Annotated in this window: 22 protein-coding genes; 18 read left to right on the forward strand and 4 right to left on the reverse strand. The window is 62.3% G+C overall.

The window, feature by feature from the left end; translation table 11 throughout:
• Positions 1-102 precede the first annotated feature (102 nt).
• The 5 genes from CFR79_RS04265 to CFR79_RS04285 are packed head-to-tail and all read left to right on the forward strand — an operon-like array spanning position 103 to position 5,585.
• Entirely contained in the window at positions 103-2,487 is a 2,385-nt protein-coding gene (locus tag CFR79_RS04265) for a xanthine dehydrogenase family protein molybdopterin-binding subunit (RefSeq protein WP_110547030.1), read from the forward strand.
• Positions 2,484-3,290 carry an FAD binding domain-containing protein gene (locus CFR79_RS04270; RefSeq protein WP_110547031.1) on the forward strand — a complete coding sequence of 269 codons (807 nt, stop codon included), beginning with the start codon at positions 2,484-2,486 and terminating at the stop codon, positions 3,288-3,290. The genes CFR79_RS04265 and CFR79_RS04270 overlap by 4 nt, the downstream gene beginning before the upstream one ends.
• A complete protein-coding gene (locus CFR79_RS04275) occupies positions 3,287-4,420 on the forward strand; it encodes a 2Fe-2S iron-sulfur cluster-binding protein (protein WP_102325527.1) in 1,134 nt (377 codons plus the stop codon). The genes CFR79_RS04270 and CFR79_RS04275 overlap by 4 nt, the downstream gene beginning before the upstream one ends.
• Positions 4,410-4,916 carry a MarR family winged helix-turn-helix transcriptional regulator gene (locus tag CFR79_RS04280; protein WP_181417350.1) on the forward strand — a complete coding sequence of 169 codons (507 nt, stop codon included), beginning with the start codon at positions 4,410-4,412 and terminating at the stop codon, positions 4,914-4,916. The genes CFR79_RS04275 and CFR79_RS04280 overlap by 11 nt, the downstream gene beginning before the upstream one ends.
• A gap of 36 nt (positions 4,917-4,952) precedes the next feature.
• Positions 4,953-5,585, forward strand: coding sequence for a DUF1989 domain-containing protein (locus tag CFR79_RS04285; RefSeq protein ID WP_110547033.1), 633 nt, complete (start codon positions 4,953-4,955; stop codon positions 5,583-5,585).
• Positions 5,586-5,605: 20 nt separating this feature from the next.
• Here CFR79_RS04285 and CFR79_RS04290 read toward each other — a convergent pair whose 3' ends face one another.
• Positions 5,606-7,063, reverse strand: a complete 1,458-nt coding sequence (locus tag CFR79_RS04290) for a sodium:solute symporter family protein (protein ID WP_110547034.1) — start codon at positions 7,061-7,063, stop codon at positions 5,606-5,608.
• Complete coding sequence (locus CFR79_RS04295) at positions 7,060-7,320, reverse strand: DUF3311 domain-containing protein (RefSeq protein ID WP_110547035.1); 261 nt, start codon at positions 7,318-7,320, stop codon at positions 7,060-7,062. The genes CFR79_RS04290 and CFR79_RS04295 overlap by 4 nt, the downstream gene beginning before the upstream one ends.
• 222 nt (positions 7,321-7,542) lie before the next feature.
• Here CFR79_RS04295 and CFR79_RS04300 point away from each other — a divergent pair, with 222 nt between their 5' ends.
• From CFR79_RS04300 to CFR79_RS04340, 9 genes are all read left to right on the forward strand, one after another.
• Positions 7,543-8,937, forward strand: coding sequence for a purine-cytosine permease family protein (locus tag CFR79_RS04300; protein WP_110547036.1), 1,395 nt, complete (start codon positions 7,543-7,545; stop codon positions 8,935-8,937).
• Complete coding sequence (locus CFR79_RS04305; RefSeq protein WP_110547037.1) at positions 8,934-9,686, forward strand: class II aldolase/adducin family protein; 753 nt, start codon at positions 8,934-8,936, stop codon at positions 9,684-9,686. The genes CFR79_RS04300 and CFR79_RS04305 overlap by 4 nt, the downstream gene beginning before the upstream one ends.
• A 125-nt stretch (positions 9,687-9,811) precedes the next feature.
• Positions 9,812-11,563, forward strand: a complete 1,752-nt coding sequence (locus tag CFR79_RS04310; RefSeq protein WP_181417351.1) for a Hint domain-containing protein — start codon at positions 9,812-9,814, stop codon at positions 11,561-11,563.
• Between the two features lie 172 nt (positions 11,564-11,735).
• Entirely contained in the window at positions 11,736-13,232 is a 1,497-nt protein-coding gene (locus CFR79_RS04315; RefSeq protein WP_110547039.1) for a 2-hydroxymuconic semialdehyde dehydrogenase, read from the forward strand.
• 5 nt (positions 13,233-13,237) lie between these two features.
• Positions 13,238-14,059, forward strand: a complete 822-nt coding sequence (locus CFR79_RS04320; RefSeq protein WP_220030219.1) for a 2-keto-4-pentenoate hydratase — start codon at positions 13,238-13,240, stop codon at positions 14,057-14,059.
• Positions 14,049-14,840 (forward strand): 2-keto-4-pentenoate hydratase, encoded by a 792-nt coding sequence (locus CFR79_RS04325; protein ID WP_102325535.1) that lies wholly within the window; start codon positions 14,049-14,051, stop codon positions 14,838-14,840. Before CFR79_RS04320 ends, CFR79_RS04325 begins: the two co-directional genes overlap by 11 nt.
• A complete protein-coding gene (locus CFR79_RS04330; protein ID WP_110547040.1) occupies positions 14,837-15,259 on the forward strand; it encodes a RidA family protein in 423 nt (140 codons plus the stop codon). Before CFR79_RS04325 ends, CFR79_RS04330 begins: the two co-directional genes overlap by 4 nt.
• Positions 15,260-15,269: 10 nt before the next feature.
• Positions 15,270-15,815, forward strand: a complete 546-nt coding sequence (locus CFR79_RS04335; protein ID WP_110547041.1) for a 3-hydroxyanthranilate 3,4-dioxygenase — start codon at positions 15,270-15,272, stop codon at positions 15,813-15,815.
• Positions 15,812-16,813 carry an amidohydrolase family protein gene (locus CFR79_RS04340; protein WP_110547042.1) on the forward strand — a complete coding sequence of 334 codons (1,002 nt, stop codon included), beginning with the start codon at positions 15,812-15,814 and terminating at the stop codon, positions 16,811-16,813. Before CFR79_RS04335 ends, CFR79_RS04340 begins: the two co-directional genes overlap by 4 nt.
• A gap of 16 nt (positions 16,814-16,829) precedes the next feature.
• Here CFR79_RS04340 and CFR79_RS04345 read toward each other — a convergent pair whose 3' ends face one another.
• The gene (locus tag CFR79_RS04345) at positions 16,830-17,858 is read right to left on the reverse strand and encodes a LysR family transcriptional regulator (protein ID WP_220030220.1); all 1,029 of its coding nucleotides are present in this window, start codon (positions 17,856-17,858) and stop codon (positions 16,830-16,832) included.
• Positions 17,859-18,123: 265 nt separating this feature from the next.
• Here CFR79_RS04345 and CFR79_RS04350 point away from each other — a divergent pair, with 265 nt between their 5' ends.
• The 4 genes from CFR79_RS04350 (at position 18,124) to CFR79_RS04365 (ending at position 24,034) form a co-directional block, all read left to right on the forward strand.
• A complete protein-coding gene (locus CFR79_RS04350; RefSeq protein ID WP_110547043.1) occupies positions 18,124-19,068 on the forward strand; it encodes a DMT family transporter in 945 nt (314 codons plus the stop codon).
• 12 nt (positions 19,069-19,080) lie between these two features.
• Entirely contained in the window at positions 19,081-20,511 is a 1,431-nt protein-coding gene (locus tag CFR79_RS04355) for an MFS transporter (protein ID WP_110547044.1), read from the forward strand.
• A 109-nt stretch (positions 20,512-20,620) separates the two neighbouring features.
• Entirely contained in the window at positions 20,621-22,873 is a 2,253-nt protein-coding gene (locus CFR79_RS04360; protein WP_110547045.1) for an MGH1-like glycoside hydrolase domain-containing protein, read from the forward strand.
• A 228-nt stretch (positions 22,874-23,101) separates the two neighbouring features.
• Positions 23,102-24,034, forward strand: coding sequence for a LysR family transcriptional regulator (locus CFR79_RS04365; RefSeq protein WP_110547046.1), 933 nt, complete (start codon positions 23,102-23,104; stop codon positions 24,032-24,034).
• A gap of 44 nt (positions 24,035-24,078) precedes the next feature.
• Here CFR79_RS04365 and CFR79_RS04370 read toward each other — a convergent pair whose 3' ends face one another.
• Positions 24,079-25,542, reverse strand: coding sequence for an aminotransferase class V-fold PLP-dependent enzyme (locus tag CFR79_RS04370; RefSeq protein WP_408884558.1), 1,464 nt, complete (start codon positions 25,540-25,542; stop codon positions 24,079-24,081).
• Between the last annotated feature and the right edge of the window lie 17 nt (positions 25,543-25,559).

Genomic DNA, 25,559 nt, shown 5'->3' on the forward strand with positions numbered 1-25,559 from the left:
TATACTGACGATATACGGGCGTGCAAGCCTGATATGCGGCCCGCCGCGATTCTTCACCCCGCCCGGTCCCCGCCGGGCGTGCGATCAGGGATATAAGGCGTAATGACCACAGATGATGCCCCCCGAAGCAACAGCTTTCCCGGACATAATAATAAACAGGGCGTGGGTCAGTCCGTCCCACGCAAGGAAGATGATCGTTACTTGCGTGGAACAGGGGAGTACGTTGGCGACATCCGCCTGTCCGGCATGCGCGAACTGGCCTTTGTACGCAGCCCCTATGCCCATGCGCGGCTGGGCGCGATCCACAAACCAGCGGGGCGGGAGGACTGCGTATTCACCGCCGCCGACCTGCATGGGGTGGAGCCGATTATCGCCAATTCCGGCCTGCCGGGTTTCAAATCCTCCGCGCAGTATGCCCTTGCGTATGAAAAGGTCCGTCATGTGGGGGAAGCCGTAGCCGTATGCGTGGCCCCCACGCGGGCGGAAGCGGAGGATCTGGCCGCGACCGTGGTTGTCGATTACGAGGAACTGCCCGCCCTGTCGGACATGCTGGATGCCATAACACCCGGTGCGGCGCTGGTGCATGACCACTGGGGCGACAACCTGTTCCTGCAGACGCAGGTGGCGGGGGACGTGGACGAAATCATCCGCACCGCGCCGATCCATGTAAAACGCACCCTGCGCACAGCGCGGCAGTGCATGTCCCCCATGGAAGGGCGCGGCGTCATCGCCCGGTGGGAGTCGCGGCTTAACCAGCTTGTGCTGATTACATCGACCCAGATGCCCCATATCGTGCGCACGGGGCTTGCGGGCTGTCTTGGTCTTTCAGAAGAGCAGGTACGCATCATTGCCCCCGATGTGGGCGGGGGGTTTGGTTACAAGGGCATTCTTCTGCCCGAGGAAGTCTGCGCGGGCTTCCTTGCCCGGCATCTTGGCCATCCCGTACGCTGGCTGGAAGACCGGCGCGAACAGCTTGCGGGGAATGCCAACTGCCGCGAACATCATTATGAACTCAACGCCTATGCCGATCGTGACGGGCGGCTGCTGGCGGTGGATGCCGATGCTTCGGTCGATGCCGGGGCGTATTCGATCTATCCCTTTTCCGCCTGTCTGGAAGCAGCGCAGGTGGCCAGCATCCTGCCCGGTCCGTACCGCATGCAGGGCTATCGCTGCCATACCCGTTCGGTGGCGACGAACAAGGCCGGGATCGTCCCCTATCGCGGGGTTGCGCGCGCGGGCGTGTGTTACGCGATTGAAAGCCTCATGGACGATATTGCGGTGCAGGCCGGTCTTGAACCGTGGGAGGTCCGGCTGCGCAACCTCGTGCCTGCCGAACTCATGCCTTTTGATAACATCACCAACAAACATTTCGACAGCGGCGATTACCCCGAAGCCCTGCGCCGCGTGGTGAAGGCGATTGATGTGCCCGGCGTGCGTGCGCGTCAGGCGGCGATGCAGGGGCCGGTCAGGCTGGGGCTGGGGATTGCGATCTTCTGCGAACAGGGGGCGCATGGCACTTCGGTCTACCATGGCTGGGGCATTCCCATGGTGCCGGGTTTTGAACAGGCGGTCGCCCGCCTTACGCCCGATGGCGGGCTGGAACTGCGTGTGGGCATCCAGTCCCACGGGCAGGGGCTGGAAACCACGCTGGCGCAGGTCGGCGCCGAAGTGCTGGGCATTCCGATTGAGCGGATTCAGGTGGTGCATGGCGATACGGCGCTGACACCCTATTCAACCGGCACGTGGGGGTCGCGCTGCATGGTGATGGCTGGGGGCGCTGTTGCCACCGCCTGCCGCGAACTGGCCGAACGCATCGTGGCCATTGGCGCCAAACTGCTGCAGGTGCGTGCGGAAGATACGCGGATAGTGGACGGCGCGGTCGTAAGCGGGGAGCGCACCGTAACCATAGCGGAGGTCGCGCGCACCTGGTACCTCCGCCCACAGGAACTGCCTGCCGATGTCTCTCCCGCCGGGCTGGAGGTGACGGGCGGCTACCGGACCCGGCGTGATACCGGCACGTTCAGCTACGCCGCCCATGCGGTTGTCGTGTCGGTCGATACCGAGATGGGGGATGTAAAGATCCTTGATTACGCGATCTGCGAGGATGGGGGCGTGCTGGTCAATCCCATGATCGTGGATGGTCAGGTCAATGGCGGTCTGGCGCAGGGTGTCGGCACTGCGTTGTATGAGGAAATGCCCTTCGACGCGGCGGGGCAGCCGCTGGCCACCACGCTGGCCGATTACATGCTGCCCGGTGCTACGGAAGTGCCGCTGCTGCGCATCGATCATATGGTTACGCCTTCGCCCTATACTGAATTCGGGCAGAAAGGCATCGGGGAAGGTGGGGCGATCGGGCCACCAGCCGCCATTGCCAACGCGGTCAATGATGCCCTGCGCCCGCTGGGTGTGCGCATGGATCGCCTGCCGATCACGCCGCACCGGATCGTGTCCGCCCTGATGGCGCGCGAACAGGGAGTTGCCTCATGAAGCCTGTCGATTTTGCCTTCGATCAGCCCGCGACGCTGGCACAGGCCAGCACCATGCTGGCGACAGAAGGCGCGCGAGCCATGGGGGGCGGGCAGTCGCTGGGGCCGATGCTCAATTTCCGTGTGGCCCGTCCCGCGCGGATTGTGGCGCTGCATGGTCTGGCGGAATGTCAGGGGGTGGAGGATGCGGGTGATGCCCTGACCCTTGGCGCATCCACGCCCCATGCGGCAATCGAGGATGGGCGTACGCCCGACCTGCCCGGCGGGATACTGTCACGGATCGCGGCCAATATCGCCTATCGGGCGGTCCGCACGCGCGGCACGATGGGGGGCAGCCTGTGTCATGCCGATCCGGGCGCGGACTGGCTGTGCACGCTGGGCGCGCTGGGTGCGCTGGTGCTGACATGGACCCCGCGTGGCGGGCGCATGGTGCCGCTGTCGGGCTTTGTCACCGGTGCGTTCCGCACCGTGCTGCAACCCGGTGAAATCGTGCAAGCCATACGTATTCCCCGCCCCGGCGCGGATTTTGGCTGGGGATACGTCAAGGCGTGCCGCAAACCGGGCGAATTCGCGCATGCCATGTGCGCCGTGTTGCTGGACCCCACGCACGGGGTAAGGCGCATGGTCATCGGGGCGACCGGTGGGCCGCCCGTCGTGCTGGAAGGGGATCGTGCCGATCCGGCCGCGGTCGAAGGCGCGCTGAAGGGGGCGGGACTTGGTCCCGTCGAACGCCGCATGCAGGCGGTGATCGCCGGGCGTGCAATGGAACAGGCCATGCAGGCACACAGGGGAACGCGCGCATGAGCACACTTACACTCACGCTTAATGGCAGGCCCTGCACGGGGGATGCGACGCCACGGACCAGTCTGGCTGATTTCCTGCGCGAGACCGAGCTGCTGACCGGTACGCATGTCGGCTGTGAACATGGCGTATGCGGTGCCTGTACCGTCGTGATGGATGGCCAGCCCGTGCGGGCCTGCATCACGCTGGCGCATTCATGCAGCGGGCGGGACGTGCGCAGTATCGAAGGACTGGCCACGGATGATGTGATGGCGCAACTGCGCGCCGCCTTCACCGCCGAACACGCGCTGCAATGTGGCTACTGTACACCGGGCATGCTGGTGACGGCGCGCGATATCGTCACGCGCCTGCCTGATGCGGATAGCGAACGCGTGCGGCTGGAACTGGCGGGCAACCTGTGCCGCTGCACGGGGTATGGTGGCATCGTGCGCGCGATCATGCGCGTGCTTGAGACGCGACGGGGCGTTCAGGCCGCTATCCCGCCCAGGCTGCCCGCCGCAACCTTTGCCCGCCGCAAGCGCGATGAGGGCGTCATCCCCATGACAGCCCCGATGGCGGAGGGGGCCACAGGTGGCAATACCCCCAACCGGATGCGGCAGGTCCTGCGCATCGGCGTGCCTGCCAGTGCGGTATGGGATGCGGTGCGTGACCCGGAACTGGTGGTCGGCTGCGTGCCGGGGGCACGCCTGCTGTCGCGGGAAGGCAATCAGCTACGCGGGGAAATGACCGCAAGCCTTGGCCCGATTCAGGCCAGTTTCCAGGGGGAAGCGACGGTAAGGTACGCAACGGATGCGATGCGCGGCGCACTGACGTGTCAGGGGCGCGATCAGGCCAGTGGCACACGGCTGTCGGGACAGGCGGATTTTACCGTTGTGCCGGATGGGAATGAGGCCAGCCGGGTGGAAATCGACATGCACTATGCCCTGCGCGGGCCGCTGGCGCAGCTTGGGCGTGGGCCGGTGGTACAGGTATTCGCCAATGAAATCGCCCGCACCGTCGGTCTGAACCTTCAGGCCCGTCTGCGCAATGAGGAAGCCCCTCCGCCGCCTGCACGACTGGGTGCGGGCCGGCTGCTGCTAACGATTATTTGGCGCGCCCTGCGGCGGCTGGTATCGTGGGGTCATGACACATGAACCTACCGTCGCCCGTGGCGATGCACCGGGCTGGATGGGCGATATGGCGCAGCTTGGCGCACGACCGGGATTCCTGATCCGTCGGCTGCACCAGATCCATGTCGCCCTGTTTGCCGAGGAATGCGGCGTGTTCGGCATAACCCCGGTGCAGTACAGCATCATGTGCGTGGCGCAGGCGCGACCGGGACTGGACCAGAGCGAACTGACACAGGAAGTTGGCGTGGATCGCGCCACACTGGCCAATGTGCTGGCCCGGCTGGAAAAACGTGCGCTGGTACGGCGCGAACGCACCACGCGCGACCGGCGGCTCAAGCGGGTTTATCTGACCGAAACCGGGGCGGCCCTGCTGGAAGAAATGGCCGAGCCCGCCCGCCGGGCGCATGCGCGCACCATTGCCGCGTTGACAGGGGCGGATCGGGATGCCTTCCTCGATGCGCTGACCCGGCTTGTGATCGCCGGCAACGAATATGGCCGTGCGCCCATGCGTATCGGCTGATCCCCCGCCCGTCCTGATGCCAGGGAGACCGCGTGCATGACTGTTGTCCTGACCCTGCCCGAAGGAAGCCGCGTCATTCACCGGGAGACCGTTGCGCCGAAAAAGCCGTGGTCACGCGTGCTGGCTACGGGGCAGTTTCTGAGCATTGTCGATCTGCACGGCCAGCAGGCGGTGGATTTCCTGTGCTTTACGGCGCATGCGCCCCATGCGCGGCTGAATGTTCCCAATACCGTCAAGCTGAACCGCTCGCTTTACGTAACAAAGGGAACGGATATGTATTCCGACCGGGCGGAGAAGATGTTTTCCGTTATCGAGGATACATGCGGTTTTCACGATACGCTGGCCGGGTGCTGCAGTTGCGAGATGGATCGCCTGCGCTATGGCGTGGAAAAAACCGAAAGCTGCCGCACCAATTTCATTTCCGAACTGTCAAAATGGGGGCTGGGACCATCGGAAATCGTCTCCAACGTCAATTTCTTCATGCGGGTGAAATTCGCCTCCGACGGGGCGCTTGAAATTGCTGAAGGGATCTCCCGCCCCGGTGATTACGTGACCCTGCGCGCGCATATGCCGGTTCTGGCTGTCCTGTCCAACTGCCCGCAGCAGAACAACCCCTGTTCAGGCTTTGCGCCAACCCCGATCGAGGTCATCGTAAGCGAAGCCGTGTGACGTGATGGCCTTGTGGCGGATCATGCCTTTGCGCTGTATCGCGCGCCTGACAGGCGGCTGACCACCAGCATGGTGATGATGTTCAGCCCCAGCGCAAGGCTGCCGATATTGATATCGCGTATCCAGGCGGGCAGGGCAGGGAACATCGTGGCCATGGTGGCATGGGTCAGGACAGTAATCATGACAACCGTAACCCCCACGCATATGCCCGCCCCGGCTCCCGCCGTATTGACGATGCGACGCGCGGGCAGGCTGGCTACGAGTGATGGGAACAGTTGGGTGACAAAGCTGTAGCCCATGATCAGCAGCCCAACGATGCTGATGGAACTGTCCAGCGCGAACCAGACCGCAACCAGTGTTACGACCGGCACCATCATGCGCGCCATGCGTCCCACCCGCGCACGGTCCCGGGGGACGAAAACCATGGCGTAGATATTGTTGGCTACCAGTGTAGCGGTGGCGATCAGCATCATCGAACCGGGCACGATTGCCGTGAGCAGTCCCGCCGCCCCGATCAGCCCGACAAACCATTGCGGAAAGGTCTGGATCGACAGGCGCAGCAGGGCCATGTCGATCTGACCGCCTGTCAGGCCGGGCACCTGCCCGATGGCGGCGAAGCCCACGATCATGGCAAGGATCATGACCAGCGTGTAAAGCGGCATCAGCACGGCATTGAGGCGAAAGCTGCGCGCCGCATGCGCCGACAGGGCGGAGCCGAACGTATGCGGCCACATATAGATGCCAAGCCCGGATATGATGATGGTCGAACAGTACCATGACGGGCTGAACCCGCTGGTGGACAGTGTCAGCAGGTCAGGCCGCATCTGTCCGATACGGTCGAACATCGCCCCCATGCCACCGTAATAGTGCCATGGCATGTACAGCCCCAGGAATGCGACAATCCCCAGTACCAGCACATCCTTGACCGTAGCGGTCCATGCTGATCCATGCATGCCGGACACCACGACATACACGCACATGACGCTCGCCCCGATCCATACGGAAAGCGAGGGCGAGAGCAGGCCATAGGACGTGGCCTGCACGATGATGCCCAGCCCCTTGAGCTGGAGTACAAGATAGGGGATCATGGAAACCAGACCCACCACTGCCACCAGCAGCGCCAGCGGTTTGCTGTCGTAACGGACACGAAAGAAATCGGCCTGCGTCAGCAGTCCGTGCCTGCGCCCGATTCGCCATACAGGTGGCAGAAGCCAGTAAGACAGCACGAAACCCAGCGCGGTGTAGGCAACCATGTACAGTGCCGCGACCCCATGCGCGTAGGCATAGCCCCCGCCCCCCAGAAAGGTGAAGGTCGTGAACACCTCCCCTGCCATCAGCACGAACATGAAAACCGGGCCGAAGCTGCGACCACCCACGCTCCACTGTTCAAGGTCCATGCGGATGCCGCGCCGCGCCATAAGGCCCAGCGCAAGCGCGCCCGCAATGGTGCCCATTATGATAAGCAGCGCCACGTTCATGGTGCGTCATCCCCATCGTGGCCGTGGTTGGCGGGATCAAGCAGGTAGATCACCCCCATGCTGACGGAACACATGCACACCGACACCACCGTCCAGAACACGAAGAAGGGCATGCCCAGCACCATGGGCCGGTAACGGTTGGCCAGCACGCTGCCCGCCATGATCATGACCAGAGGCACGGGTGCCACGACCATGCGGATGAGCGTGTTCAGCCGGGTACGGCGCGCGGGGGTGTGTGGGGTCGTCGTGCCTGTCAATAGCGTGTTCCATGGTCAGGGTGCGTAAACAGAGCCGGGATTCCGTACGGTATCGTTACGAAAAAAACCATGTCTGTAAAGAATTTGCCTATACTGACTTCAGAAGGCCGTGACGTGCTTGCATTCATACCGTTCGCATGCTGACATTATCGCGTTAACGATATGTCCCTGCACGCCATAGGCCGCGTGATTATGCCCTGCCCCCTGTCTGTGAGAGCGTGAATGGCAAGCCCTACCCCATCCTATATCGAAAACGAAACCATCTATCCCATTCCACCCGATCGCAGGCATGGCACGGCGCGCTACCTTTTCACCTTATGGTTTGGCGCCAACGTCAAGATCCTGACAATCATCACCGGATCGCTGGCGACGACGGCGTTCCATCTTGATTTCCGTTCGGCGGCGATGGCGCTGATTGTCGGCAACCTGGTGGGCGCGGTGTTCATGGCGCTGCATGCGGCACAGGGGCCCCGTCTGGGCGTGCCGCAGATGGTCCAGACCCGTGGGCAGTTCGGTACCTATGGCGCGGTGCTGGTCACGGTCATCGTGATCCTGATGTATGCGGGCTATACCGCGTCCAACGTGACCATAGGGGGCCGGTCGGTCCATAGCCAGTTTCCCGTCGTGCCCCAGTCGGCTGCCATCCTGCTGATCGGTACGTCCAGCCTGCTGGTCGCCATATGCGGCTATGACATGATCCATCGCTGCGCGCGTTACCTGTCGATCCTGTCGGCCTTTACGCTGGTGCTGTGCTTTATCTGGATCATCGGTGTGCAGGGCCTGCCTGCCGATTTCATGTCCCGTGGCAGTTTTTCCGTCCATGACTTCCTTGGCGCAATGTCGGTCGCGGCCCTGTGGCAGCTTTCCTACGCGCCCTATGTTTCGGATTATTCGCGTTACCTGCCACGCGATACCGGCGCGGTGCCCGCATTCTGGGGTACGTATGGCGGCGTGGTGACGGGGGCGACATTCCCCATGCTGCTGGGCGCGCTGTTCGGTATCCTGGCCGATGGGGGGGATGTCATCGCAACCCTGTCGCACAGTCTGGGCGGGCTGAGCTGGTTCGCCGTGCTGGTGTTCTCGGTTACGGTGGCGTGCTGCGGGGCGCTGGATATCTACGGTGGCATGCTGGCCGCGATTACGGTGCTGCAGACCTTCCGCGCTGGATGGCGGCCCGGTGCGGGGGCGCGGGTGATCTTCTGCTTCGCGCTGTTTGCGTGCGGGACGGGGGTTGCGCTGAATGCGCAGGCCGACTTCCTTGAAAACTACATGAACTTCCTGTTTCTGCTGCTGTATGTGCTGGTGCCGTGGACGGCGATCAATCTGGTCGATTATTACCTGATCCACCGTGGCGAATATGATGTGGCATCCTTCTTTCGCCCTAATGGCGGTATTTACGGGCGATGGAACGGGACGGCCCTGTTCTGCTACGTGGCTGGCACACTGGTGCAGGTCCCCTTCATTTCCTCGACGCTGTATACCGGCCCTGCCGCGCGTGCGCTGGGGGGGGCGGACCTGTCGTGGATGGTGGGGCTGATCGTGGTCTGCCCGCTTTATTACGTGATCTGCCGCCTGCGCGCGGGGCGCGTGGCCGCTGGCGTCCGGCAGGTATCATGAACACGCGCGGGACGGCGGACATTACGCCAGAGCACGCGCTGCGTGTCGATCTGGCTGCCGCTTACCGCACTGTCGCACTTGAAGGGGGCGATGACGGCGTGTTCAACCATTTCTCCGCCGCCGTGCCGGGGGCGGAGGGGGAATTCCTGCTCAAGCCCTTCGGCCCGCTGTTTGAGGAGGTGACGGCATCCGGCCTGATCCGGGTCGATCTTGCGGGGCGCATCGTCGCGGGGCAGGGGATGTGGGAGCCAACGGCCTTTCACATCCATGCGCGCATCCACGCCGGGGTGCCCCGGGCACGCTGTGTGATGCATACCCACATGCCCTATGCCACGGCGCTGACCAGCCTTACGGATATGCGCATCCTGCCCATTACGCAAAGTGCGATGCGCTTTGTCGGGCGCGTGGGCTATCTGGAAGAATATGAAGGGCTGGTTCTGGATGAGGATGCAGCCCTGCGGCTGGTCGCGGCCCATCGCGATCACGACGTGGTGCTGATGGCCAATCATGGGGTATCGGTCATCGGGCGGGATGTCGCCGCCTGTCTGTATGACCTGCATTATCTGGAAATCGCCGCGCGGGACCAGTATCTGGCCCGTACCATGGGCGCACCACTTCGCCCTGTGGCGCCTGATGTCGTGGCCCGCGCGGTCGGGCAGATGGTGATGGAACGTGAAACTTCGGCTGCCGTGCATCTGGCGGCCATGAAGCGGCGGCTGGACCGCCTGTTGCCCGGATACGCGGCGTAGGTCATTTCAGCGCGCCGTTATCGGGGCGGCCGGAAACCCTTTTTTCATATCTGTATGAGACGAGAGGATGGGCGCAAACGATCGCCCACAATCCACGTAACCTCTGGCGGATGGGAACAGGGCAGATGGGAAATATCGGGAATGCCTATTTTGACACCGACAATACGGTTACGGAAAGTGGGTCCTATACGCTTGCCCCCACCTCCGTACTCGGTGTTCTGGGCTCTGCCAGCATGGATGTTGAATCCGGTGATGGCAGTCCGGTTTCGGCAAATGTTTCCCTTGATGGACTGCTCGATACGCCCATAACGGCGCTGAGTACCTACACGGTAACCGCAGGGGACAATACATCCGTTACGGTCACGGCCGGGACGGTGGCGCTGGGTACCAGCGTGATCGTGGATGCGGACGGGGGGGATGTTAGTCTCGCCGGTGGGTTGCTGACCGCGCTGTCGGGTGTGACCATCAACATATCCAATGGCGGCACATTTGATGGTAACGGCGTGATCTCGGCCGCCAGTGGCCTGACCCTCAATTTTCAGGGGGGCGGCGGAACGCTCAATCTTGCCGGGTCCAGTGGCGGTCTCGCCCTGCTTGATGGCGCCAGTATCAATGGGTTCGGCACGGGCGACCGCATCATTGTGGAAAGCGATGGCGCGCCAGCCACCATAACCAGTGTCGATTATGACAGCTTTCTGGGCACGTCGACCGTAACATTTTCCAATGGTGATACCCTGGACCTGAACGGGCAGTATCAGGATACCGATCCGGGGACGGATAATTATCTCGGCACCGTGGCCGATACGGATGGCGCAGGCACGGTGCTGGTCTGTTTCCTGTCCGGTTCAATGGTGCGTACGGCACAGGGCGATGTAGCCATAGAAGAAATCCGCGTGGGTGATGAAATTCTGGTCCATCATGAGGGACGGCAGGTGTTCCGTCCCGTCATATGGACGGGAACCGCCACGGCCAGCGTGAAACCCGGCCCCTATCCCGATGAGGCGGGGTATCCGGTACGCATCGTAAAAGATGCCATCGCCAGCGGTGTTCCCTACAGGGATATGCTTGTCACGCCCGAACACTGCCTGTTCTTTGATGGCCGCTTCCTGCCGGTGCGCATGCTGGTCAATAACCGCAGCATTTATTACGACCGCACCATATCAACCTATACCTATTATCATCTTGAAACGGAAAGCCATTCCATCATTACGGTGGATGGCATGCTGACGGAAAGCTATCTGGATACAGGAAACCGGCATGGCTTCAGGCAGACGGGACCGGTTGTCCGGTTTCCGGGGCAGGAAAAGACATGGGCGCGGGACAGTGCGGCGCCACTGGATGTGTCGCAGGATTTCGTCAGGCCGCTTTTTGACATGATCGACGCCCGTGCATGCGCCAGTGACATCCCTGCACGCCATGATGTGCTGGAAACCACGGCGGATGCCGATCTGCATCTGGTAACGGATAGCGGTGCGGTCATCCGTGCGATGCGCGAAGCCAAGGGTTTCACCTTTTTCATGATTCCGCCTGACGTGCAGGAAATTCGGATCATGTCGCGCACCAGCCGACCGTGTGACACAATGGGGCCTTATGTCGATGACCGTCGGCATCTTGGTGTTCTGATCCGTGACATCAGACTGTTTGAGGGCAATGCAGCGCGCGCCCTTACCGCACATCTGGGTCTGGACGCCCCGAATGGATGGCACGATAGCGGCAGCGCGGACCGTCGCTGGACGGACGGGAAGGCGGTTGTGGAACTGGGCAGGCGGCAGCATGCGCTGAAGGCGCTGCTGTGTATCGAAATACTGGCCGCCGGTCCCTATCGTATTGTGGAGACCACGCATGAAGGAAACGGCCTGACACGCCTGAGCGCCTGACAGGGGCATCCCTGTTCCGCTTCGCGGGAACAGGGCCGCGGCACGGTAATGATCATTCCGTTACACAAACGGTGCATGGTATTCCGAACGTTCATGTGGGTCTGAAGTAAATTCCATTGCGGGTGTCCCGTTTCCATCTGAATACTCCATTCAGATATTACGAGGACGCAGCATGTCCCTGCACGCAGACAGACCGATGCGGACCCATGAGGGCGTGCCGCTTCTGGGCAACTTCATCAATGGCCAGTTCGAATATACGGACCGGCTGTTCCACGACATAAGCCCCGTCGATGGCGCGACCATCGCCTATGTGAACGAGGCCGATGCGCAGCAGGTGGACCGCGCCGTGCAGGCCGCACGGCAGGCGCTGGAAACCGGGCCGTGGGGCCGCAGCACGGTAACACAGCGTGTAGCCGCCCTGCGCGCGGTGGCCAGTGGCATCGAAGCGCGATTTGAGGAATTTGTCGCCGCCGAGATAGCCGATACCGGCAAGGACACGCATCACACCCGCACCATCGACGTGCCGCGCGGGATCGCCAATTTCCGCTTTTTTGCCGACCTGATCGCCACAATGGGCAGCGAAAGCTACCATACCGATACAGCCGATGGCGCGGGCGCGCTCAATTACGTGCGTCGTCGTCCGGTGGGTGTTGTTGGTGTGATCGCGCCATGGAACCTGCCGCTGCTGCTGCTGTCATGGAAACTGGCGCCTGCGCTGGCATGCGGTAATGCCGTTGTGGCCAAACCATCGGAAGAAACACCCTATACCGCTACATTGCTGGCGCAGGTCATGGATGACGCGGGCATACCGGCGGGGGTTTTCAACCTGGTGCATGGTTTCGGCGCGGATTCCGCAGGCGCCTTCATAACCCGTCACCCCGGTATCGACGCCATTACCTTTACGGGTGAAAGTTCCACCGGCACCACCATCATGCAGGCGGCGGCACCCGGTGTTAAGCCGGTATCCTTTGAACTGGGCGGCAAGAACGCAGCCATCGTCTTTCCTGATGCGGATGTGGAGGAAGCCGCGGACGGTGTCGCCCGTTCCGCGTTCTCCAATTGCGGGCAGGTCTGTCTGGCGACGGAACGGGTTTATGTGGCGCGCCCCCTTTTCGAGCGTTTCGTGCAGGCATTGCGGGTGCGGGCCGAAGCCCTGTCCCCCGCGCGGGCAGACAGCGACGCGGGGATCGGCCCGCTGATTTCCCATGCGCACCGCAGGAAGGTTCTGGGGTATTACGCCCGTGCCGTAAGTGATGGGGCCTGTGTGGTGACCGGTGGCGACATGCCGTGGTTTGGTGATGAGCGTGATGGCGGGGCCTTTATCGAACCCACCATCTGGACCGGCCTGCCCGATGATGCCGCCTGCGTGCGGGAGGAGATTTTCGGCCCTGTCTGCCACGTCGCCCCCTTCGATACGGAGGCGGAGGTGCTGCAGCGAGTCAACAACTCCCCCTACGGTCTGGCCGCAGCCGTATGGACCAACGACCTGCGCCGCGCGCACCGTGTGGCGGCCCGGATCGATGTGGGGATCGTCTGGGTGAATACATGGTTCCTGCGTGACCTGCGCACGCCGTTCGGTGGCGTGAAACTGTCCGGTATCGGACGGGAAGGGGGCATTCGCTCGCTGGATTTCTATTCCGAAACCACAAATATCTGCATCAGGATGTGACACCCATGAACATGCCAGTCCTGACCGGGACGGCGGAACGTGCGTTCCGTCAACTCCAGACCGCTGCGCGTACCGGCGTGGCCTGCGCGCCCGTGCGTGACCTGATCGGCGGGGCTGCTGCCGTCGATACCGCCTATGCCGTGCAGAGTGCGCTGGTCGCGGCCCGTGTGGCGGCGGGGGCACGTATCGTCGGGCGCAAGATCGGCCTGACCGCCCCGGTCGTGCAGCAGCAGTTCGGTATCGACCAGCCCGATTACGGTGTCCTGACTGCCGATATGGAAGTGGCACCCGACGGGATCATTCCCGTGGGTGCAACCCTGCAGCCCCGGTGCGAGGCCGAAATCGCCTTCGTCCTGTCGCGTGACCTGCCCCATGTCGATCCCGGCATGGCGGAGGTCATTTCCGCCGTGGACTACCTTCTGCCCGCCATCGAGATCGTGGATAGCCGCATCGCCGGATGGGATATCACCGTGGCGGATACCATTGCTGATAACGCGTCGTCCGGCCTGTTCATACTGGGGCAGGACCGACGGTCCCTGCGTGATGTGGACCTGTATGCCTGCGGCATGGTGATGGAATGTCGTGGGGGCGAGGTCTCGACCGGCGCGGGGGCGGCGTGCATGGGTTCCCCGCTTAACGCACTGCGCTGGCTGGCGGCTGAAATGGCCCGGCGCGGCATGCCGCTGCGCGCGGGGGAAGTGGTGCTGTCGGGTGCGCTGGGGCCGATGGTCGCAGCCCGGCCCGGCGACAGTTTTGACGTGCGCATCAATGGTCTGGGCGCAGTCAGCGTCCGCTTTGCGCCAAAGGGGGAACACCATGGCGATTGACGCCACCACCATACGCGCCGTGGCGCGGCGGCTGGATGATGCAGCGCGGCAGGGTCAGGCGATCGAACAGGTAACGGTGCAGATGCCGGAACTGGATCTGGACGATGCCTATGCCATACAGGCGCAGCTTGCCGCCTTGCGCATTGCGCGCGGCGAGCGGATCGCTGGCGTCAAGATGGGCTTCACCAGTCGCGCCAAGATGCGGCAGATGGGCGTGTCCGACCTGATATGGGGGCGGCTGGGGGCTGGTATGGAACTGCCCGATGGCGCGGTATTCGACATGTCCACGGCCATTCATCCCCGTGTGGAAACCGAACTGGCCTTTATCCTGCGCCGCCCGTTATGTGGTCCCGTCAGCACGACGGAAGCGCGTAACGCGATCGAGGCGGTCCTGCCTGCGCTGGAAATCATTGACAGCCGCTATCGGGACTTCCGCTTCAATGTTGTGGACGTGGTGGCGGATAATGCGTCCGCCCGCGGGTTCGTGCTGGGCGAGCCTGCATCGGCGCGGATGGATTTTTCCAACCTTGGCATGGTCCTGCATCTGGACGGGCAGGTGGTGCAGACTGGATCGTCCGCCGCCATTCTTGGCCATCCGTTGCGCGGACTGATGGAAGCCGCGCGACTGGCGGGCGAACGTGGCGCGCGGCTTGAAGCGGGCGAGATCGTGCTGGCGGGTGCGGCGACGGCAGCGGTGGCGCTAAGGCCGGGCTGCCATGTCTCGGCCACGGTGCAGTCGCTGGGGCGTCTTGGCTTCACAACAACGGGGGAACGGTCATGACGGAAGGTGTGGTCGCGGGGCGCGCGGTGCCGCGCGGGCGTTTTCCCCATCTGCGGCGCGCAGGGGATTTCCTGTTCGTATCGGGCACCAGCTCCCGCCGCCCCGATAACAGTTTTGAAGGCGTGCGCGTGGATGCAATGGGCACGACCGATCTGGACATCCGCGCGCAGACCCGCGCGGTAATCGAAAATATCGACGCGATCCTGCGCTCGGTAGGGGCCGGTCTGGCCGATTGCGTGGATGTCACCACCTTTCTGGTCAATATGAACGATTTTGGCGGCTATAACGCGGTGTATGGCGAATATTTCGGCTTTGACGGGCCGACACGTACCACGGTGGCCGTTCACCAGTTGCCCCATCCGCATCTGCTGATCGAGATGAAGGTAACCGCCTTTTACCCGCAACCCGGTCCGGCGTGAGGGATTTCACATGACACAGCTTTCGGCATTCAGTTTCCGTAAATGGATCGATGACAACCGCCACTTGCTGAAGCCGCCGGTCGGCAACCAGCAGATATGGACCGACACCGGACTGATGGTGACGGTGGTGGGTGGTCCGAACCAGCGGACGGACTTCCATGATGATCCGGTGGATGAGTTCTTTTACCAGCTTGAGGGTGACATGGTGCTCAAGGTGGTGGATCGCGGCCAGCATTACGATGTCCCGATCCGCGAAGGGGAGATTTTCCTGCTACCGCCGCATGTGCGTCATTCGCCCCAGCGTCCCATGCCGGGATCGGTCGGCCTGGTGATCGAAAACGCCCGTCCCCCAGGCGAGATGGACGGGTTCGAGTGGTACTGCTTTGAATGCGGCGCGCTGGTTCACAGGGTGGAGGTGCGGCTGCACAGCCTCGTGACCGATATTCCCCCGCTTTATGATGCGTTCTACGCCAGCACCGAACAGCGCACCTGTCCGCAATGCGGCGCGCTGCATCCGGGCAGGACAGCACCCGACGGCTGGGTCAGGCTGCCATGATCATTGACCTTCATTCCCACTTCCTGCCTGCGGCATGGCCGGACCTGCAGGCGCGTTTCGGCACGCCCGACTGGCCATGGATGCGTCATGTCGATGATGAACATGCGATGCTCATGCTGGGCACGCGCGATTTCCGCCCGGTCTACGATGCGTGCTGGAACGCGCAGCGGCGCGTGGCGGAAATGGATCGGGACGGTATCGACATTCAGGTCATTTCCGCCACACCCATCCTGTTCGCCTATGGTCGGCCAGCGGCGCAGGCCGAATACTGTGCGCGGATATTCAATGACGCGGCGCTGGAAATCTGTTCCCACGCTCCCACGCGGCTGCGTGCGCTGGCGCAGGTGCCGTTGCAGGATACCGACATGGCCTGCCGGGAAGCATCGCGCGCCATGGCCAGCGGGCATGTCGGGGTGCAGATCGGCAACCATGTGGGTGACCGTGGTCTGGATGACGCGGGCATCATGACCTTCCTGCATCACTGCGCGCAGGAAGACATTCCCCTGCTGATCCATCCATGGGACATGATGACCAATGCGCGGATGGGGCCGTACATGCTGCCATGGCTGGTGTCCATGCCGGCGGAAACGCAGCTTTCCATCCTTTCCCTTATCCTGTCGGGCGCGTTCGAGCGTCTGCCGCGTAATCTGCGGCTGTGTTTCGCCCATGGCGGGGGCAGTTTTCCCTACCTGCTGGGGCGTGTTGATAATGCGTGGCGCAACCGGGACATCGTGCGCGTCGACTGTCCCAATCTGCCATCGAGTTATGTGGACCGTTTCCATGTCGATTCCGCCGTGTTTGACCCCGACGCGCTGGAACTTCTGGTTCGCGTGATGGGGGATGAGCGGATCATGCTGGGATCGGACTATCCCTTTCCGCTGGGGGAAAGCCCGGTTGGCGGCCTTGTGCGGTCTGCCACGTTCCTCGGTGCGGATGCACGTGCGCGGATACTGGGGGGCAATGCGGCGGCGTTTCTGGGCCTGTCCCGCAACGTGTGAACAGGGCCGGGGGCATTTACGCCCTGGGGCCGGGGAAATCCGTTCCTTCGTCCAGCAGCGGGCAGGTGGGCACGTCGTCCACCGCGCGGCGCAGTGCGGCGATCATGTACCGGGCGGCAGCGGTGCGGCTGCTGTTCAGTCCGGTGGTGATGCCTATGGGGCTTATGGTTGCACGCAGCAGGATGGGCAGCAGCACCATCCGGCCCGCCTGCGTTTCGATCTGGGCGCTCTGCCACGGCATGACGGCCACATAATCATCCGCCGCCAGCAGGCCGCGATTGGTCAGCAGGGATACGGACTCCACCGCGCCGCGCGGCGGCGGCACGCCTTCGTCGTGAAATGCCTGATCCACCTGCTGGCGCAGTACAGTTCCCGGCGGGGGCAGTATCCAGTCCGCCATCGCCAGGTCCGCAAGGTGGAGCGCCCCGCGTCGCGTCAGGGGATGTTCAGGACGGGTGACGATGCAGGCGACATCATGCAGCAGGATTTCATCGGCCAGATGGTCATGTTCGCGCGTATCGGGAATGCGGCCTGCGATCAGGTCGATTTCACCACGCAGCATGGCGGGTACCAGTACGTCATTCGTCCCCTCGATGACGGAAACCGTCAGGCCCGGTCGTTCCCGGCGCAGCAGGGCGATTGCACGGGGCAGCAGCACGGCCGATGCGGATTGCAACGTGCCCACCATCACACGGCCACCCGTGGGATCGGGGCTGGTCACGTCCGCGGCGGCCTGTATGAACATGTCCATCATCACGCGCGCATGCGCCAGCAGGACCTGACCCTGTGCGGTGGGGGTGGTGCCCGAACTGGTGCGCGCGAACAGGCGGGTGCCGAACAGCATCTCCGTTTCCTGCAATGCTTTCGTCACCGCCGACTGGGTCATGTTCAACTGGCGCGCCGCTGCCGCAAGCGATCCGGTCCCGGCTATGGCCATGACCATGCGCAGGTGGCGAAAGCCCAGACGGGCAATAAGATGATCCGACAGGGCGTTCCCCTTCCGCATGGCCGCGACACGGTATGTTTCGATAATGGGTCGTAACATTTTTCTGCTGCAACGGGTAAGTCATCCCCTTGCGTGGCAGATACGCCGTGATGCGTCAGGCCGGGTCCAGCGGTGCATCCTTATCCATGCGCAAGGCGGGGCGCGGCCCTGTCGTATACGTATTCATTATACCTTTGACGAAACGAATGCCGTATGGGAGGCGTGTTGTGACGCACGCGGATGCGGAATCGCGCCCGGTCGTGCCGCCGCCCAGAAAAACATTCCTGTCCATCGTCGCGCATCGCGCGCGTAACCGGAGCCCGTAGTGACCGCATCCGCGTCCAGCCCGCCGCTTGGCGGGGTCAGCAGGACCACTGGTATTTCATCGGTGGCCTACGTCCATCTTCTGATGATCTATGTGATATGGGGCAGCACCTATCTTATGGTGAAAATATGCCTCCACGGGGCGGGGCATATCCTGCCGCTGCATATCCAGTTCGGGCGCGAAGGGTGTGGCGCGCTGATTCTGGCGTCACTGGCCCTGTACCGGCACGGCCTGCCCCAGCGCCTGCGCTGGCCCGATCTGGTGCGTTGTATCGGCACCGGCATGCTCATGTGGGCAGGTGGCAATACGCTGGCGACATCCTGCGCGCCCTATGCCAGTTCTGGCTTTATCGTCATGTCGATGGGGTCGATCCCGTTATGGTGCGCGCTGTTCGACTGCGTGGTGTCACGGACCCGTCCATCCATGCGGGTGGTGGGTGCGCTTCTGGCCGGACTGGGGGGGCTGTTCATGGTGGTCTGGCCCGTCATTTCCGGGCATGGCGGCATTTCAGGGCCACATCCGGTGCTGGTGGTTATGGTATTGCAGCTTTCGGCCATGACGTGGTCGCTGGGTACGGTGTTGCAGCGTCCCCTCGCCGGACGGCTGGCGCCGGAATGGACGGCGGCGATCCAGATGGCCTGCGCATCATGCCTGCTGGCTTTTGTCCTGTGGGTGCGGGGCGCGCCACTGCCGGATTATCCTGCGCCCGCGCAGATCGGCGCATTCGTCTATCTGGTCATTTTCGGCGGTGTGGTCGCCCCTGCATCCTATGTGGTGGTCCTGCGCACGTTTTCGCCGGAAATTGCGTCCACCTTCGCCTATGTCAACCCGGTGGTGGGGTTGCTGCTGGGGTGGGCCGTTCTGGGTGAACAGCCCGCGCTGCTGTCCATTGCCGGGATTGTGGTGGTGCTTGGCAGCGTTGCGCTGATCATGCGACGGTCGTGAAGGGCGCGCACGATGGTGCCGTTATTGCGCACCGTCGTGCTGGCCACCATCCACAGCAAGGATAATGTCTGCATGCCATCGTCCCGCCCGACCGTAGCCCATGATGTTTCGGTTCCGTTCCAACTTGGGCTGGGCGAGCGTATGAGCTACGCCTGTGGTGATCTGGCCGGTAACGCCATGTTCGGCATTACGGGGTCCTACCTGCTGTATTTCTATGTGAATGTCTGTGGCCTTGCCGCGGGTCAGGTTGCGATCCTGATGCTGGCCGCGCGTGTGGTCGACAGCGTGGCCGATCCGTGCATCGGTTACATGATCGACCGGCGCAGGCTGTTCCGTGGCCGTGTCGGCCCCTACATGAAATGGTTTTCGCTACCATTGGGGCTGGCGCTGCTGCTGTGCTTTATCCGCCTGCCGGTGGGTGCGGGCGGGCGGCTGGCATGGGCGTACGGAACCTACCTGTTGATGGGCATCGTGTTTTCGATGGTGAATGTGCCGTACGGCGTGCTGCCCAATGTCATGACGCGCAATGGTCGTGACCGACTTTCCCTGGCCATGTTCCGTATGATGGGGGCGACGGGCGGCACCTTTTTCATGGGGGCGGTCACGCTGCCGCTTGTCCACTGGCTGGGTGGCGGGAATGAACGCATCGGCTATCCGGCGGCGATGGCGGTGATCGGGCTGCTGGGTGGGCTGGTGCTGATGGTGCCTGCCTTTACATGCACGGAACGTTATGTCCTGCAGCCTGCCCATAACCCGCTGCGTGTCATGCTGGCGTCCCTGCTGCGCAATCGGGCATGGGTGGTGGTAACGGTCGTGCTCAGCCTGTTTTACATCAACCTTACGGCGTTTTACGGTCTGTCGCTTTATTACGCCACGGCGGTTCTTGGTCGGCCCGCGACGTTTGGCGGGTTGCTGATTTCGGTCATGGGGATTGGCAAGGTGCTGGGTGTGACCTGTTCGGGCTGGCTGGTGCGCCGGATCGGGCAGCGCGCGACGGTGGCGGTGCCCTACGGGCTGTCGGCGCTGTGTCTGGTGGTGTTTGTATCCGCGCCCAATCGACCGGTGCTGCTGGGCGCGGTTTTTGGTCTTGCCTGTTTTTTTGAAGGTATGACGCTGCCGGTATTTTACGCGATGATTGCGGATGCAATCGATCTTGGCGCAGTGCTGACGGGGGTGCGGGCGGCTGGTCTGACCTATTCCATAAACAGTTTCATGGGCAAGGTCGCGTGGGCTGCTGGCGGTGCGCTGTCGGCGGCCATGCTGGGCTGGGGTGGTTATGTCTCTGGTCTGGCGGTGCAGTCCCCGCAGGCGCGGGCGTTCATCTGCATGGGGTTTGTCGGCGTCCCCATTTTCATTGCCTGCGTGTCGGCTGTTCTGGTGTGGTTCTATCCATCCGAGGATGAGGTCATGGCGATCAGGCTGCGTGCGCATGCCGGCGCATGACCGGGGACGCCGGGCGCCCTTGACGATGGCCCGGCACTCCGATCTTGTTCTGTTTCCGAACTGAAATCCGCTCCATACGCAACCCGTGATGAAGGATAGGTGCGACAGGATGATTGTCGATCCAACAATACCCGTGCAAAGGGCATGGAACACATGGTCCGACCGCCCTGCGGAACTGACCTTCCTGCCGCTGGGCGTAAAGCTTACCCCGATCCTGTATTCCACCAGCCAGCGTAGGGCGACACTCCTGCCGCCCGGTGCGGATATCGTGTTCGGACGGCATGCGGCGGATGGCGCATGGATCGAATTTGAAACGCGCCACGCGGGCACGCATCTGGATTTCCGTTATGACCGGGCTGATCCGTACGCGGTGCGGGGGGAGTGGAATGGCCGCGTGCCGGGGGAATGGGGATTACGGTACTGGGTGACGTTATGCCTGTCGGGTGCGAAGGGGGAGGAAGTTGTCTATCGGGATGGGGCGGCCGTCATCCGTGTGGACACCCGCCATGTCGCCCTTGTAACGCGTGAGGAGGCGGTGCAGGTCACGGCACATGATACGGTGGAAGCCGTGGCGGCGGATTACGATACGAACGGCTATTTCCACACCGCCACGCGCGGTATTTGCGGACGTGTTATTGCACTGCGTTTCAACCTGGAAATGATGCGCAGCAATGCGTTTGCCGCAGCCGTGGCCGACTGCCCCGATCTTGCCATACGCAACGCCCGTGCTGCGCTGGCTGCGCCAGCAGGGGATGCCTGCCTGCCGGTCCAGACAGGCATGCACGCAGGCGCGCTGGATGCGGTGCGTGACGTGATGGCATGGAACACGGTTTATGACGGGATCAATCACCGGCCCTATACTTCTGTCAGCCGGATATGGAATCTGGGAAAATTCGCGGTCTGGTTCAACGATCAGACCTATGCTGCGCTGATGACGGGCCTGTTCGATACGGGTATTGCGCGCGAAAACATGGCCGTGGCGATGGCCAGCGCCACCCCGCAGGGCAATTTCGCATGCATCGTCACGTCCAACGATGCATGGGTTGACCGGACACAGGCCCCGAATGGGGCCTTCATGGCATGGATGATGTATCTGCGCACGCGCGATCGTTCGTTGCTGGAACTGGTCTATGGCCCGCTGGTGCGAAACCAGCGATGGTGGCGCACCCATCGTGACCCCGATGGGCGGGGGCTGGTATCGTGCGGAACCTCTGCCGTGGGGGAAGGGCTGTACAAGGGCACCCATTTTGGCGCGCGCAACGAAACGGGCATGGATAATTCCCCTACCCATGATGAAGCGGTGTATGATCCGCACACACGCACGCTGTCGCTGCTGGATGTCGGGCTGAACTGCACGCTGGCGCTGGATGCGGAAATGCTGGCGCTGATCGCGGCTGAACTGGGTCATGATACGGAAGCAGCCGAATTCGCCGCCCTTGCAGCCTCAGGCCGCGCGTTGATCCGTGATGAATTGTGGGATGAGACGCGTGGCATTTTCGCCAACCGTCAGCGCGATGGTGGTTTTGTCCGTAGTCTGGGACCGACCAGTTTCTATCCGCTGATCTGCGGTGCGGCGACCCCGGAACAGGCGCACAGCCTGCTGCGGCATCTGGAAGATCCGGCGACGTTCGGCGGCGAATACGTGCTGCCCAATGTCACGCGCGATGATCCTGCTTTTGCCGATAACGTATACTGGCGGGGGCGTATCTGGCCGAACGTGAATTATTTCGTCTGGCATGGCCTGCGTCGTTACGGTTTTGATGAACAGGCATCCCGCCTTGCGGCGCAGAGCATGGCGCTGTTCAACCAGTCATGGACCACGCGGCGCATATCGGGCGAGAATTACAGCGCCATTGACGGGGAGGCATCGGACCAGCCCGATACCGACCTGTTCCTGTCGTGGGGTGCGATGCTGCCCATGCTTGGTGTGGCGGAGGTCATGGATTTTAACCCGTGGACCGGTTGGGAAATCACTATTACGGGTCAGGATACCGTGCTGGGGCCGGTGCAATCCCCGCTGGGTGCGCTTACACTGGTGGTGCGTGACGGTGTGATGCGCCTCATGCGTGGTGCGCGCGTTCTGCTGTGTTGCGATATGGTGGGGCGCATGACGGATATCGTGCTGGATAAGGGGATGTTTTCCTGCCGCCTTGCGCCTGCGCGATCGGGGCGGATTATTCTGGGCCTGCCGTTTGTTTCACCCGAAAAGACGATCGCCGCGCAGGTAAATGGACATGGCGTCGCCATAACGGGCGATACGGCAACAGGCAGCCTGATCGCACTGGATGATATCGGCGCGGGGGCAACGGTGTCGGTGCATTATACCCCGACCATCGCCGCGGCGATTGCGCCGGGTGCATGATGTCCGGTCTGTTCTCGGCGTAATAAGGCAGTGCTCTTCAACGTCGGATATAACAGGGCGGGGATGTTGCCTGTAGGACAGTCTGTACGCAGCACGGTCCGTAAGATCGGCCGCAGGTATGGCTCACGCCATCCCCTTGCCAAGGCAGGGAAACCGACCCATGGTAAGACTTGAGCGTATGGTCGTGTCTGGCGCGCCTGCATGTGTCCGGACCAGTAGGGAACGTATATGATACCGCCGGTGCGTTACACCCTTCGGCAACTGCGCTATTTTGTCGCCACCGCCAATACCGGTTCCATCGCGGCGGCGGCGCGACAGATCCATATTTCCCAACCTTCCATCTCGGCCGCTATCGCCAGTCTTGAGGCCAGCTTCGGCATACAGCTTTTTTTGCGTAACCATGCCAGCGGCCTGTCCCTGACACCGGAAGGGGAGGCGTTCCTTCAGAAAGCCTGTTCCTTCCTGCAGCAGGCGCATGACCTTGAAGCCGCCATGTCCGGCCTGTCCGGCAAGGTGACGGGCGAAGTCCATATTGGCTGCATGTCCACGCTTTACCCGTTTGTCGGTCCATTGCTGCATAGGGTGTTCCAGACCCGTTACCCGCAGGCGCATCTGCGCATCATGACGGGGCACCACCGGGATCTGACAGAAAAGCTGCGGCGCGGCGATATATGCGCGATGATATGCTACGACCTGCAACTTGATCCCGATGTCGATTTCCATCCCTGCGCTGCCTTGCCGCCCTTCGTTTTGGTGGGGGAGACGCATCCGCTGCGGTTGCGGGAAACGGTGGCGTTGCAGGAAGTCATGGACCAGAAGTTCATTCTGCTGAACCTGCCGGTATCACGGGATTATTTCGTCTCGATTTTTGCGCGCAGCCATATCGAACTGCACAATTTTGAATGTGTTGACTGCATGGACACGGTCAGAAGTCTGGTGGCCCACGGGCATGGGTTCAGCCTGCTGAATGTCAGGCCGCGCAACAGGGCCTCTCTCGACGGGTCGCCCCTTTATTATCTGCGCCTTTCCGATGATGTTCCGGTGTTGCGGTACGGACTGGCGTCAATTGATAATGGCTGGAACAATCCCCGCCTGACCCTGCTGCGCGAAATCTGCGATACCTACCTTGTCGGTAATGAAATGCCCGGCACCGAACCGTAACGGGGCCATGCGGATGGACTTCTCCCGCATGGTCCATTCAGGGATTATGCCATTTCCGTCGTCATGGCCTGAAAGCGGGCGGTTTCCATGTCGCACGCATAGGCATCGACCATGGGGTAGGGGCTGGATGCCAGTTCGTTGACCGCATGGATGATGAAATCTGCTTTGTGGTCATCGGTCAGGGCGCAGAAATTCAGGCGCGTCCAGCCGGGTTTGCGTATTTCGTTTCCGTTCAGGATGTTCTGGCGCAGTTCTTCCGACATGGGCTGGTCGATGCCCAGCAGATCATGCGCGTATGGACCCGCGCAGGCGCATCCGCCACGGGCCTGAATGCCATACAGGTCCGACAGCATGCGGGTGAACAGTTGCTGATGGATCAGGCCACCCTGACGGGTATCGTGAACCTGTATTGAAAAGATCGGCAGGCAGCGGCTGGCGGCAGGGTTGCCCAGTATGGTGATATGCGGATTGTGCTGCCACGCCTGCAGGGCGCGTTTGTGCAGTGTTGCATGTCGCGTATCAAGCCAGTCCTGCCCCATCGCTTCCTTGACAAGAAAGGCCAGCCCGGCGCGGACATCGCCGATGACGTTGGGCGTGCCGGCTTCTTCCCGACTGGTCAGGCTTTCGGCATAATCATGTCCCCATGGGGAGACAAACCTTACGGTTCCTCCACCGGGAAAAACCGGCCGCGTACGCCTGACTGTGGCATCACGTACGATCATGATGCCCGATGCCGCAGGCCCACCCACGAATTTATGGGGTGACATTACCACGGCATCCTTCTCACAGGCGGTACCGGCCTTCATGTCGATGGGAAGATACGGGCCACCGCCTGCGTAATCCCACACGGACAGGGCACCATGTGCCCTGAGCATCCTTGTGACCGCATCGACATCCGTGATGATCCCGGTCACGTTTGATGCCGCCGAAAAGGCGCCGATCCGCAAGGCGTCGGGATCTGTCGCTGCAAGCGCCCGTTCGAGATGGTCCAGATCGGGACCACCCTCCGGCGCTTCGTCAATCACCATGATATCCGCACCACTTTCCCGCCATGGCAGGATGTTGGAATGGTGTTCATACGGCCCGAGAAAGACGACCGGACGTGGTCCCGTCCCCACGGCATCGGATACCCCGAACAGGTGAACCAGCCGGTTCAGTCCCGCAGTTGCCCCCGAACCGCAGAACACGGTGGAAAACCCGGTTTCCGCCCCACATATCCGTGCAATATGCGCCCGTGCCGCCTGACGCATGCGGGTCATGTAGCGCCCACAGAACGAGGCCTCGGTATGGGAATTCGCGTAATAGGGCAGCACGCGATGGGTTACGAAATCCTCGACCTGTCGCAACGCACGGCCTGATGCCACGTAATCGGCATAGACAAGGGGTTTTGGGCCAAACGGCCCCGGAACGGGTGCGCCTTCACCAATCAGGCTCGCGCGCAACCCCTCCACCCCAGCGTCCTGCAGACCAGCCATGAATTCCGATATCGACATGTCATCCACTTGCATCGCACAACCCACCGCCT

The sequence above is a fragment of the Komagataeibacter saccharivorans genome, assembly GCF_003207825.1.
GTDB classification, from domain to species: Bacteria; Pseudomonadota; Alphaproteobacteria; order Acetobacterales; family Acetobacteraceae; genus Komagataeibacter; species Komagataeibacter saccharivorans.